This is a genomic window from Armatimonadota bacterium, from assembly GCA_031459715.1.
Classification (GTDB): Bacteria; Sysuimicrobiota; Sysuimicrobiia; order Sysuimicrobiales; family Humicultoraceae; genus Humicultor; species Humicultor tengchongensis.
Window position 1 is genome coordinate 40542 of sequence record JAVKIA010000004.1, and the last position, 12277, is coordinate 52818.

The window sequence follows — 12277 nt, forward strand, 5'->3', positions numbered from 1 at the left end:
CACCTCAGTCGTCAAAGAGGACCGTGGGCTCCGGGTAGAGACGCACCCGATGGGCCAGCAGGCGCGCGTGGATCAGATCGCGCAGGGCGGCGTTCTTCTCCTCCACCGTGCCGGGCGCACGCAGCACCTCCAGCGGCAGGTTGACTCGCAGCGCGCGGTTGGGGATGACATGGCGGGTGATCCCGGTGGGCAGCTTCTGCGGGAGGACGGCCAGCCGCAGGATCTGCGCCTTGGTGAAGCGCGGGAAGACCACCAGCACGCCGATCCGGTCGTATTCGGCACGCAGGAGGCGGCGGTCCGTGGTCAGGACGCGGTAGATGGGTACGCGTCCGTTGTAGGCGTCCACCACGGCGCGCATGGCCCCCACCCGCGCGGTGAGGGACCGCTCCGCCCGCACACCCAGCACCCCCTGCTCCCAGATCAGGCCGCAGGCCAGGCGGCCGTTGCGCAGCGCGCCGGCCAGCCGGGCGGTGCTGTCCAGGGGAACCAGCGGTAGCTGTGGAAGCAGGCGCGCCAGCGCGGGGCCATCCTCCCGCAGCAGGTGGTGCCACACCTCCACGCGCACCGCAGCCGCGCCGTAATCCACGACCTGAAGGAGGTGGTGCGGGAGGCCCAGGCGCTGCAGGGCGCAGGTGCGGTTCGCCCCGTCCAGAATCACGTAGCCGCCATCCGGCAGCGCCGCGGCCAGCGGCGGGTTGCGCAGCACCCCCTCCTGCTCCAGCTGCTCCACCAGCGCGGCGACGCGCCTCGGATCGGCGTCCTCGTGCAGGTGGACCTCCGCCGCCGGGACGATGCGCAGGGTGGGGAGGACCTGGGCGGAGGAGGAACGGGCGGGAGGCGTCATGGGCGACCGAGGACCCTGGCCAGGTGGTCGATGACGTCGATCTTGGTGACGATGCCGACGACGCGTCCGCTGTCGATGACCACAGCCGCGTTGGCGCTGAGGAAGATCTCCGCCAGCTCGCCCACCGGCGTCTCCGGCGTGACCACCGGGGCGCCGGGGTTAACCAGAAGGGTGATGGGGTCGTCGAGGCCGCCTCCGCCCTCCAGCAGGTAGGAGAGCAGATCCACCTCGCTGACCATGCCCACCAGGCCGCCGTCAGCCACCACCGGCAGCTGGGAGACGTCGTACTGCTTCATCTTGGCGATCACCGCGCGCACCTGCTCGTCGGGCGTCGCGGTGATCAGCGGCAGGCCCTTGGCCCGCAGCAGGTCGGCCACGGTGCCCAGCTCCGCCTCCAGGTAGCCGTTCTCCCGCATCCAGTCGTCGTCGAAGACCTTGGAGAGGTAGCGAAACCCGGAGTCGGGCAGGATGACCACAGCCCGCTTCCCCTCTCCGTGGTCGGGCAGACCGCGCAGGTAGCGCAGGGCCCCGGCCACGGCGCTGCCGCTGCTGCCTCCGCAGAACAACCCCTCTTCCCGCACCAGGCGACGGGTCATGAGGAAGGATTCCCGGTCGGTGACCTGGACCACCTCATCCACGACGCGGAAGTCCATGGTTCCGGGAAGGAAGTCCTCGCCGATCCCTTCCACCTTGTAGGTGTGCGCCTCCCCCAGCGTGCCGCTGCGGAAGTAGTGGCTGTACACCGAGCCCACCGGGTCCACACCCACCACCTTCACCTGAGGGTTGCGCTCCTTAAGGAAGCGTCCCACTCCGGAGATGGTCCCCCCGGTGCCCATGCCACAGACGAGGATGTCCACGCGGCCGCCGCTGTCCTCCCAGATCTCCGGGCCGGTGGTTTCGTAGTGAGCGGCGGGGTTGTCCGGGTTGTGGTACTGGTCGGCGTACCAGGCGCCGGCGGTCTCCTCCGCCAGCCGCCGGCTGACGCTGTAGTAGGAGCGCGGGTCCTGGGGCGCCACCGCCGTGGGCGTGATCACCACCCTGGCGCCGAAGGCGCGCAGGAGGCGGATCTTCTCCTCGGACATCTTATCCGGCATCACGAAGATGCAGCGGTAGCCGCGCACGGCTGCCACCAGGGCCAGGCCCATGCCGGTGTTGCCCGAGGTGGCCTCAACGATGGTCCCCCCCGGCCGCAGCCTCCCCTGCGCCTCCGCCACAGCCACCATGCGCACGCCGATGCGGTCCTTCACCGACCCTCCGGGGTTGAGGAACTCCAGCTTGGCCACCACGTCGGCGCGCACGCCCCGGGCCACCCGGTGCAGGCGCACCAGCGGGGTCCCTCCCACCACCTCCAGGATGCTGTCGTGGATGCGTTCGCCGGCGCGCACCTGCGTCCTCACCCCTCGGCCTCCCCCGCCGTCCCCCCGGCCATGGCCGGAATGATGGACACCTCGTCCTGCGGCCCCACCGGGGTCTCCTCCCCGCGCAGGGTGCGCATCTCGTCGCCGTTGACGAAGATGTTGATGTAGGCGCGCACGTGCCCCTGGTCGTCCAGCACCTGGGCGCCCACCCCCGGGTAGGCCGCGTGCAGGTTCGCCAGCACCTCCCGCACCGTGCTTCCCGGGATCTGCACCCGGCTCTGCCCGCCGGTCTGCCGCCGCAGCGGCGCGGGCAGGTAGACAGTTGCCATGGACATCACCTCCTACGCACCCCACGAATTCTGTCCGCGAATTCGTGGGGACCCCCGGAACTCATCTCCCCCTTCCTAGGACCCCAGCGCCTGGTCCAGGTCCGCCATCAGATCCTCCGGGTGCTCCAACCCCACCGAGAGGCGCAGCAGCCCCTCCTCCACCGCCAGGGGTGTCCCCGCCACGCTGGCGTGAGTCATCGACGCCGGGTGATCGATCAACGACTCAACCCCGCCCAGGCTCTCCGCCAGGAGGAACAGTCGGGTCGCGGACGCGACCCGACGGGCTTCCGCCTTCCCGCCGTGGACCACGAACGAGACCATGCCGCCGAAGCAGCGCATCTGCCGCGCGGCCAGCTCGTGGCCGGGATGGTCGGCCAGCCCCGGATAGAGGACCAGGCTGACCCGCGGATGCCGGCGCAGGAAGTGAGCCACCTTCGCCGCGTTCTGCGGGTGCCGCTCCATGCGCACCGCCAGGGTGCGCAGCCCGCGCAGAACCAGCCAGCAGTCCAGCGGGCCGGGGACGGCGCCCACCGCATTTTGCAGGAACTTCAGCCGCTGGTACAGGTCGGCGCGGGAGGTGAGCACCGCCCCGCCCACTACGTCGCTGTGGCCCCCCAGGTACTTGGTCGTGGAGTGGACCACCAGGTCGGCGCCCAGGCGCAGCGGCTGCTGCCCGTAGGGGGTGGCAAAGGTATTGTCCACCGCCACCAGCGCCCCGGCGGCGTGGCCCAGCTCCGCCAGGCGGGCGATGTCCAGGATGTGCAGGTAGGGGTTGGTGGGCGTCTCCAGGAAGAGCAGCCGGGTGCTTTCCCGCATCGTCCGCTCCACCGTGGGAAGGTTGCGCATGTCCACGAAGGTGGTCTCGATGCCATAGCGCTGCAGGACACGAACGAAGAGGCGGTGTGTGCCGCCGTAGACATCATCCGGGGCCACCACGTGGTCCCCGGGGGCAAGCAGCAGGGCCACTGCGGTGATGGCCGCCATCCCCGAGGCGAAGGCCAGCCCGTACTCCGCCTCCTCCAGAGAGGCCAGTGCCCGCTCCAGGGCGGTGCGGGTGGGGTTGGCGGTGCGGGAGTAATCGTACCCCCGGTGCTCCCCTGGAGCCTGCTGCACGTAGGTAGAAGTCTGGTAGATGGGAGGGATCACCGCCCCGGTGGTGGGGTCGGGCGCCTGGCCATCGTGGATGGCCCGCGTCTCGAAGCGGTGGGAGGACGGCATCAGGAGCACACCGTCTCCGCCGCCAGCGGGGCCAGCCGCTCTTCCACCTCCGGCCGCCCCACCGGCAGCAGCTCCAGGGCGTACACTTCGGCGAACCGTCGTGCGTAGGCATCGGCCACCGCGGCAACGGAGACCTCCTGGCCCAGCAGACGGCTCATGGAGGTGACGGGGCGGTTCAGGCCGCAGGGGTTGATCCAGGTGAAGGGCTCCAGATCTGTGGTGACGTTCAGGGCCACCCCATGCATGGTCACCCGCCGCTTCACCGCCACGCCCACGGCGGCCAGTTTCGCCTCGCCTACCCAGACGCCGGGGAAGCCGCGCATCCGGACGGCGTTGATCCCGAAGTCGGCGACGGTTCGGATCACCGACTCCTCCAGCGCTCGCATGAAGCGCACCACGTCCTCATCCATGGCCCGCAGGTCGAGGATGGGATACGCCACCAGCTGCCCCGGCCCGTGGTAGGTGACCCCGCCGCCGCGCTCGATCTGGTAGATCTCGACGCCGCGCTGCCGCAGCACCTCGGGAGGCAGCAGCAGGTGCCCCCGATCCCCGGACCGCCCCAGGGTGATCACCGGGTGATGCTGCAGCAGCAGGACCACGTCGGGGATGGCTGCCCGCTGCCGGGCGGCGACCAGCCGCCGCTGCAGCGCCCAGGCGTCGGCAAAGGGCGTCAGCCCTTCAAGGGTCACCAGCCATGCATCCCGCATCTTGGCTCCTATTCTAGCCGCATGCCCACGGCCAGGCGTGACCGCAGGCAGCAACGACCCGGCACGGTCGGACGCTCATGGCAACGTCGTCTGGGCTGGTCGGGCCTGTGCAGCCCGACGGGAGGGCGAAGGCCGCTAGGCCTCCGCCCGGAGACAGATGCAGGAGCGAGGGCGCGGAGCCAGGGGGTGCGCAGGTACTGGGCGCACAGACATGACAGCAGGCATCATAGCACGACATTCAGGCGGAGACCAGCGGTTCTGCCAGGACCGCCTCCCCGTCCGGGAAGCAGACCAGCGGGTGGCCCGGGGCGACGGTTACCTCCACCCGGGTCCCCGGAGGGTAGTTCGCCGTGTGTTTCTGCAGGCTGTGCAGTGTAGCCCCAGAGGGCAGGGCGATGCGGTATAGTTTCAGCGCGCCCTGGAAGAGACAGGCGGTGACGACCCCCGGCCCGGGTCCCGCGGCGATATCTACATCGTCGGCGCGCACCAGGAGGTCCACCCGGGTACCCGGAGGCAGCGGCGTGCGGAAGGCCAGCACGCCGATCTCGGTGACCAGACCCTCCGCCTGCACCGTGGCCGCCAGGAAGTCGGCGCGCCCCAGAAACCCGGCGACGAAGCGCGTGCGCGGCAGGTGGAAGATGGCCTCGGGGACGTCCACCTGGGCAATCCGTCCCTCGTGCATCACCGCCACCTGGTCACCCATGAAGAGGGCCTCCTCCTGGTCGTGGGTGACGAAGACTGCCGTCATCCGGGTCTGACGCAGGATGGCGCGTACTTCCTCGCGCAGCTGCACCCGCAGGTCGGCGTCCAGGTTGCTGAATGGCTCATCCAGCAGCAGCGCCAGGGGCCGCGGAGCCAGCGCCCGGGCCAGGGCCACGCGCTGCTGCTCGCCGCCCGAGAGCTCGAAGGCCATGCGCTCCTCCAGGCCATCAAGCCCCACCAGCGCCAGCAGGTCACGCACGCGGCGCGCCCGGTCCGCATCCCGCAGGCCGTAGGCGACGTTCTCCGCCACAGTCAGGTGGGGAAAGAGGGCGTAGTCCTGGAAGACGAACCCGACCCGCCGCCGCTCCGGCGGCACAAACCTGCCCTGGCCGGTCACCACCTCCCCCCCCACCTCGACGACGCCCTGGTCGGGGCGCTCCAGCCCGGCGATCAGCCGCAGGACGGTGGTCTTGCCGCACCCGGAAGGTCCCAGCAGGGCAAGGATACGGCCCTGGGGGACGGCTAGGTCCAGCTCACGCACCACCGGAAGGCGGCCGTAGGCCTTGCTCACGCCGCGGCAGCGGATAGCCGCCTCCAGAGCCCTCACCCCTCTCCCCTCCACCGCTCCTGCGCCAGCAGCAGCCACAGGGAGAGGGAGGAGAATCCCAGCAGCATCAGCGCGGGAGCGGCTGCCCGGGCGAAGAACCCTTCGGTGGCCGTGGACCAGATGCGCGTGGCCAGCGTCTCGAAGCCCGTGGGGCCAAGCAGCAGCGTCGCCGGCAGCTCCTTCATCGTGGTGAGGAAGACCAGCGCCGCCGCTGCCACCACCCCCGGGCGGACCAGCGGCAGGGTAACGGTGCGCAGGACCTGGAAGGGGCTGCGCCCCAGGGTCTGCGCCGCCTCCTCCTGTGAGGGGCTCACCTGCGCCAGGCCCGCACGCAGCGGGCCCAGTGCCTGGGGCAGGAAGTGAACGGCGTAGGCGAAGATCAGTAGCCCCAGCGTCTGGTAGACGAACGGCAGATAGCGTGCGGCGAAGAAGACCAGCGATAGCGCCAGGACGATGCCGGGAAGGGCGAACCCGGCGTAGGTGAGGCGCGAGATCAGGCCGGCCAGCCACCCCCCGTGGCGCACGGAGAGGATGGCCACGGGCAGCGCCGCCACCACCGTGACTCCCGCCGCCAGGACGGAGGCATACAGGGAGCGAAAGGCGGGGCGCAACGCCAGAGCCAGGGGCTCACCCTGCCGTACTCCCACCACCAGCCAGTAGCCGATGACCCCTACAGGGACAAGCACGCCCAGCACGGTCGCCAGCCCGCACAGCGTCAGGGCCGGCCACCGCCAGGGGCCCAGCCGCCGGGGGGGAAGGGCACGGGAGGTCCCCCGCAGGCGGTAGAACCGGCCCCGCCCTTGCCGATCCTCCAGGAGCACTATCAGCGAGGCCATGGCTACCAGCACCAGGGAGAGGACGGCCGCGTAGTGCCGGTTGAAGGACGCCTGATACTGCAGGTAGATGGCCGTGGTGAAGGACTCGAACTGCATCATGGAAACGGCACCGAAGTCGCTGAGCACGTACAGCGCCACCAGCACGGCACCCGCGCCCACCCACGGCCTCAAGTGGGGGACGGTGACGCGGCAGAAGGCGCGCCAGCCTCCATCGCCCAGGGTGCGCGCTGCCTCCTCCAGGGCCGGGTCCATCCCGCGCAGGCCCGCCCGGGCGCTTAGCAGGACGTAGGGATAGGTCACCAGGGTGAGGGTGATCCAGGCACCGGGGAACCCGTAAAGGCCCCCTGGCCGCAAGGCGATCCCCAGGCGGTCTGCCAGGTGGTGCACCACCCCCCACGGCCCGAAGACGGTAGCCACGATGATCCCGCTGATGAAGGAGGGTACCGCCAGCGGCAGAACGGTGAGTGTACTCCACAGCCGCGCGCCCGGCAGGTCGGTGCGGGTGGTCACCCAGGCCAGGGGCAGGGCGACGGCCACCGCGCTGGCGGTGACGGCCGAAGCCAGAAGCACGGTGCGCAGGAGGATGCGGAGTGTACGGGGCTGCACCAGCAGGCGCCAGATCCCTTCGTCCGCGCCGGCCGCACGCACTCCCAGGTAGAGCACGGGCAGCAGCAGCGCCCCTGCCACCAGCAGCGAGGGTAGCAGAACTAGAGGGCCGGGAGGCCGACGACGGACCGGACCGCGGACCGGGCCCTCCCTGCGCAGCGTCAGGGCAGACGGCAGGGCCACAGCCATGGCCGCTACAGGATACCTGCCTCCCGCAGCAGGCGGAGGGTCTCCTCCAGAGCCTGCAGGTGGTTGAGGTCCACGGGCGGGGTGCTGATCTGCGCCAGCGGCCGCAGCAGGGGGTGGGCGGGAATGCCGGCGACCAGCGGGTACTCGAAAGTCTCAGTGGCGAAGTAGCGCTGCGCCTGGGGGGATAGCAGGAACTCCACCAGGCGCAGGGCCGCGGCACTGCGCGCAGTGTCTATAACGCCCACGCCGGCCACGTTGATCAGGTTGCCGGCGTCAGGCCCGGGGAAGAAGTAGTTACGCACCGGGAAGCCCTCCCCCCGCTCCTGCAGGAAGCGGAAGAGGTAGTAGTGGTTGACGAATCCCACGTCGATCTCGCCCGCGCCCAGGGCAGCGACGATGGCGGTGTTGTTGCGGTAGGCCCGTGGGGCGTTGGCCCTCATTCCCAGGAGCCACGCCCGCGTCCGCTCATTCCCCCACAGCAGGCGCATGGCCGTCACGTGCGCCTGGAAGGACCCGTTGGTCGGCGCCCAGCCCATGCGCCCCCGCCAGCGGGGGTCTGTGAAGTCGCGGATAGAGGCGGGAAGATCGCGGGGGGAGAGGCGACGCGTGTTGTACGCGACGACGCGGGCCCGGCCGCTAATCCCCACCCACAGCCCCTCGCCAGAGCGAAAGCGGGGTTCCACCTTCTGCAGAAGCCCCTCCGGCAGGCGCTGCAGCCGGCCGGCGTAGGCCAGCGCCCCCAGCGCACCGGCATCCTGAGCGAAGTAGACGTCCGCAGGACTGTTGGCCCCCTCCTCCATGATGGTGGCGGCGAGCTCGGCCGTCTCCCCGTAACGGACGCGTAACCGGACTCCGCTGGCCTGAGCGAACCGCTCCAGCAGCGGCCCCACGAGCTCCTGATTGCGTCCGGAGTAGACCGTGACCGTGGCCGGCTGCGCTCCCAGAGTGGCGAAGGACCCGAGGAGGAACGGCAGGAGGGCCACCAGGAGGACTATGGGGCGCGCGCACCGCAGGCAGGCACCGCTCATGGCCTCTCCCATCCCTCCCCTGCTCCCGAGAGCAGGCGGACTTGGATCGCTCCGCGCGTTACGCTATCCTAATTCTTGACCATGGAACAACAGAATCCACCAACAATCGTTGTTGGGTACACCGTGCGGCATGATCAGCGCCGCTGAGCTGCGCCAGCGCCTCCGGGAGGCCGGCCGGCGGGTCACGCCCCAGCGCGACCTGATCTTCCGCCTGCTGGAGGAGACCCAGGCCGACCACCCCTCCGCCGAGATGCTCCACCTGCGGGCCGCGCGCCAGATGCCCTCCATCTCCCTGCGCACGGTCTACGCAGTGCTGGCCGAGCTACAGGAGCTGGCCGTGGTGCGGCCCCTGGACCTGGGCACCGGCAGCACGCGATTCTGCACCAACGTCCGCAACCACCACCACCTGGTCTGCGAACGCTGCGGCCGGGTAAAGGACGTCTTCATGGAGCTGGCCTCGCTGGAGGTCCCCGAGGAACAGCGCAGCGGGTTTCTGGTCAAGGAGCAGTCGGTGGTCTTCCGCGGCCTGTGCGCCGGGTGCCGGGGCGCGGGCGCCTGACCCCGGTCCAGAGGGTGCTGCCCCTTCTACGGCTGCAGCGCCGCCAGCTCCCGGGTGGCCGCGGCCACCGCCTCTGCGGGATAGGCGTAGTCCTCCAGACGGCCGCTCAGGTACTCCTGGTAGGCCTGCAGGTCGAAGTGGCCGTGCCCGCTGAGGTTGAACAGGATAACCCGCGGGACCCCCAGCTCCCTCGCCTCCAGGGCCTCGTCGATGACCCGGCGCACGGCATGCGCCGACTCGGGCGCGGGGACGATCCCCTCGCTGCGGGCGAACTGCACCGCCGCCTCGAAGACCGCGCGCTGGCCGTAGGCTGCGGCCTCCACATACCCGGCATCGTAGAGCAGGCACAGCGACGGCGCGTCGCCATGGTAGCGCAGGCCGCCGGCGTGGATCCCCGGGGGGATGAAGGTGTGTCCCAGGGTGTACATCTTGAACAGGGGGGTGGTGGCCGCGGTGTCGCCGAAGTCGTAGAGGTAGCGGCCGCGGGTGAGCGAAGGGCAGGCCTCGGGCTCCACGGCCACGAAGCGGACGTCCTTGCCCTTGAACCGGTCCCGCAGGAACGGGTAAGCCAACCCGGCGTAGTTGCTCCCCCCGCCCACGCAGCCGATGACCACGTCGGGGTACTCACCGGCCAGCTCCATCTGCCGCCTGGCCTCCAGGCCGATGACGGTCTGGTGCAGGAGGACGTGGTTGGCCACGCTGCCGATGGAGTACTTGGTGTCGTCATGCGTGGCCGCGTCCTCCACCGCCTCGCTGATGGCGATGCCCAGACTCCCCGGAGAGTGCGGGTCCCGCTGGCGGATCGTCCGCCCGGCATGGGTCCTCTCGCTGGGGCTGGGCAGGACCTCCGCCCCCCAGGTCTCCATGATCACCCGGCGGTAGGGCTTCTGCTCGTAGGAGACCCGCACCATGTACACGGTGCACTCCAGGCCGAAAAGGCGGCAGGCCAGGGCCAGCGCGCTGCCCCACTGTCCGGCGCCGGTCTCCGTGGTCAGGCGACGCACCCCCGCCTCCCGGTTGTAGAAGGCCTGGGCCACCGCGGTGTTGGGTTTGTGGCTGCCCGCGGGGCTGGTGCCCTCATACTTGTAGTAGATGTGCGCCGGCGTCCCCAGGGTCCGCTCCAGGCGGTGGGCACGGTATAGCGGCGTGGGGCGCCACAGCTGGTAGATCTCCCGCACCGGCTCGGGGATTTCCACCTCCCGCTCGGTGGAGACCTCCTGCTGGATGATCTGCGGGGGGAAGAGCGGCGCCAGGTCATCCGGACCGATGGGCTGCTTGGTGGCCGGATGGAGCACCGGGGGGAGCGGTAGCGGCAGGTCGGCCAGGATGTTGTACCAGGCCCCAGGCAGGTCGCGCTCGTCCAGCACGAATTTGGTCTGCGGCATGCAGCCTCCACCTCCGGACAGGGAATGCGCTGGATGTAGTGCCGAAGACAACGGATAGCGGTTCGTCTCCGTGAGGGGAAATCCCTGCGCCGGATGGCGGGGAGCGGACCCAGGAGCTTCCGTCCCCTGCGGCCCTCGTCCCCAGAAATCCGCGGCACCGGACTGCCGGGGTGGGCCTACTCCATCTGGCGCACAGCCAGGGTGCGCAGGCGGTTGATGGCGGCGGCCAGCTCGTAGCGACGGGGCAGAGCGTAGTCGCCGGGGTGCCCCTCAAACCCCGAGAGGACCTCCAGACCCCGCTGCGCCACGTCCGCCAGCACCATATCCAGCACCGCGCCCAGGGGGCGCTCGCCGTCGAAGTAGCCTTTCTCCAGCGCGTAGAAGATGGCGTCGCCGATGGCACGGGTCTGGCTGGGATCCACCACCTGCTCCACCGCCGAAAGGTCGATGGTCTCGCGGCCGAAGACGATGGTGCGCAGCCCCTTGGCGTCCACGCGCAGGCGTCGTTCGCGGTAGGGATTAAACCCATGGGGCAGGGGGATGCGGGAGCGCACGCGCTCGAAGGGCCGTCCCTCGCTTGCCCGCCCGGAGGGCCGCGCGGCGGCGATGCGCCGCGCCTCCTCGGTGACCACGCGGGGGGCGAAGCTCTCCATTAGGATGACAGTGTCAGCCACCGCGAAGTAGTCACCCGAGCCGCCCATGACCAGCACCGTGGAGACGCCGTGGGCCTGGTAGAGGTGCCGCACCTGGTCGATGAAGGGGGTGATGGGTTCCAGGGCCTTGGGTACCAGCCGCTGCATGGCCTCGTCGCGAATCATGAAATTGGTGGCGCTGGTGTCCTCGTCGACGAGCAGGACTCGCGCCCCCACCTCCAGCGCCTCCATGATGTTGGCCGCCTGGGAGGTGCTGCCGCTGGCGTTGTCCGTGGAGAAGGCCTGCGTCTCCTGCCCGAAGGGGAGGTTGGTGATGAACGGGCTGATGTCCACCCGGGCAACCCGGCGGCCGTCCTCGGCGCGGATCTTCACCGTGTCGGGGTGCGTGGCCACGTACTCCCGCCCGTCGCCGGGGATGTGGGGGTAGATGCCGCGGGCCAGAGCGGCCAGCAGCGTGGACTTGCCGTGGAAGCCACCACCCACGATCAGGGTGATCCCCGCGGGGATGGCCATGCCGCTGACCGCACCGAGGTGCGGCGCCTGCAGCGTCACCGCCAGCTGCGGAGGGGCCCGGAAGGGGACAGCCCGGTGGGCCGGAAGGGGAAGGTCGGAAGCGCCGCTCTCCCGGGGGAGGATGGCCCCGTCGGCGATGAAAGCAACCAGCCCTCTGGCCCGCACAGCCTCCTGCAGGGCAGCATGATCCTCCGCCACCTCCACGTGGCGCCGCGCCGCCCGGGCGTCCAGGTTCGCCCACATCAACGCCCCTTCCACGGCGGCCGGGAGATCTTCGAAGAAGATGGCCAGCGCCTGCCTGGCCTGGATCTTCCGCCCCTCCGCGGGCAGGCCCAGGGCCAGGCGCAGCTCCACGAAGTCCTCGTGCAGGCGACAGGCGGTCCGCGGCAGGATTTCCTGTCCGCCGGCGTCCACCAGGAGCACGCCGCTGCGACCCGGCCCCCCGCCGCGCCGTCCCTGGCGGCGGGTCACCTCGCGGAAGCGGCGGGCCAGGAAGTCCTCCAGGGCCACGCGCCGCACGACCCCGTCGCGCAGGTCGGGGGGAATCTGCGCCTCTGCCATGTCCACCCGGACGCGCAGCAGGGAGGGCGGGGCGAAGGGGTCGGGCTGCACGTGATCGATGAAGAGGACGAAACGGGGGAAGCGGTAGGCCCCGGCGATGGCCTTGTAGGCGGCGTACCCTTTGCCCTCCAGCGTCAGCAACTTGTCCCGCAGGCGGTCGGCCGGCAGCATGGTCAGCAGGG

General features: G+C 70.5%; 11 protein-coding genes. 1 reads left to right on the forward strand and 10 read right to left on the reverse strand.

Annotated features, from left to right (window positions below):
• Positions 1 to 4 precede the first annotated feature (4 nt).
• The 8 genes from QN152_02815 to QN152_02850 form a co-directional block, all read right to left on the reverse strand.
• Positions 5 to 844 carry a ParB N-terminal domain-containing protein gene (locus tag QN152_02815; protein MDR7538447.1) on the reverse strand — a complete coding sequence of 280 codons (840 nt, stop codon included), beginning with the start codon at positions 842 to 844 and terminating at the stop codon, positions 5 to 7.
• The gene (locus QN152_02820) at positions 841 to 2241 is read right to left on the reverse strand and encodes a cystathionine beta-synthase (GenBank protein ID MDR7538448.1); all 1401 of its coding nucleotides are present in this window, start codon (positions 2239 to 2241) and stop codon (positions 841 to 843) included. Before QN152_02820 ends, QN152_02815 begins: the two co-directional genes overlap by 4 nt.
• Complete coding sequence (locus QN152_02825) at positions 2238 to 2531, reverse strand: ubiquitin-like small modifier protein 1 (protein MDR7538449.1); 294 nt, start codon at positions 2529 to 2531, stop codon at positions 2238 to 2240. Before QN152_02825 ends, QN152_02820 begins: the two co-directional genes overlap by 4 nt.
• Positions 2532 to 2606: 75 nt before the next feature.
• Complete coding sequence (locus QN152_02830; GenBank protein MDR7538450.1) at positions 2607 to 3749, reverse strand: cystathionine gamma-synthase; 1143 nt, start codon at positions 3747 to 3749, stop codon at positions 2607 to 2609.
• On the reverse strand, positions 3749 to 4456 hold the full coding sequence (lipB, locus tag QN152_02835; protein MDR7538451.1) for a lipoyl(octanoyl) transferase LipB: 708 nt from the start codon (positions 4454 to 4456) through the stop codon (positions 3749 to 3751). The genes QN152_02830 and lipB overlap by 1 nt, the downstream gene beginning before the upstream one ends.
• A gap of 238 nt (positions 4457 to 4694) precedes the next feature.
• On the reverse strand, positions 4695 to 5765 hold the full coding sequence (locus tag QN152_02840) for an ABC transporter ATP-binding protein (GenBank protein ID MDR7538452.1): 1071 nt from the start codon (positions 5763 to 5765) through the stop codon (positions 4695 to 4697).
• The gene (locus QN152_02845) at positions 5762 to 7396 is read right to left on the reverse strand and encodes an iron ABC transporter permease (GenBank protein ID MDR7538453.1); all 1635 of its coding nucleotides are present in this window, start codon (positions 7394 to 7396) and stop codon (positions 5762 to 5764) included. Before QN152_02845 ends, QN152_02840 begins: the two co-directional genes overlap by 4 nt.
• Positions 7397 to 7401: 5 nt before the next feature.
• Positions 7402 to 8436, reverse strand: a complete 1035-nt coding sequence (locus tag QN152_02850) for an iron ABC transporter substrate-binding protein (GenBank protein ID MDR7538454.1) — start codon at positions 8434 to 8436, stop codon at positions 7402 to 7404.
• A gap of 118 nt (positions 8437 to 8554) precedes the next feature.
• On the opposite strand from QN152_02850, the gene QN152_02855 reads away from it, so the two are divergent.
• On the forward strand, positions 8555 to 8983 hold the full coding sequence (locus QN152_02855) for a Fur family transcriptional regulator (protein MDR7538455.1): 429 nt from the start codon (positions 8555 to 8557) through the stop codon (positions 8981 to 8983).
• 26 nt (positions 8984 to 9009) lie between these two features.
• Here QN152_02855 and QN152_02860 read toward each other — a convergent pair whose 3' ends face one another.
• Together QN152_02860 and QN152_02865 are read right to left on the reverse strand one after the other, a co-directional pair.
• Positions 9010 to 10368 (reverse strand): TrpB-like pyridoxal phosphate-dependent enzyme, encoded by a 1359-nt coding sequence (locus QN152_02860; protein ID MDR7538456.1) that lies wholly within the window; start codon positions 10366 to 10368, stop codon positions 9010 to 9012.
• Positions 10369 to 10544: 176 nt separating this feature from the next.
• On the reverse strand, positions 10545 to 12266 hold the full coding sequence (locus QN152_02865; GenBank protein ID MDR7538457.1) for an ABC-ATPase domain-containing protein: 1722 nt from the start codon (positions 12264 to 12266) through the stop codon (positions 10545 to 10547).
• Between the last annotated feature and the right edge of the window lie 11 nt (positions 12267 to 12277).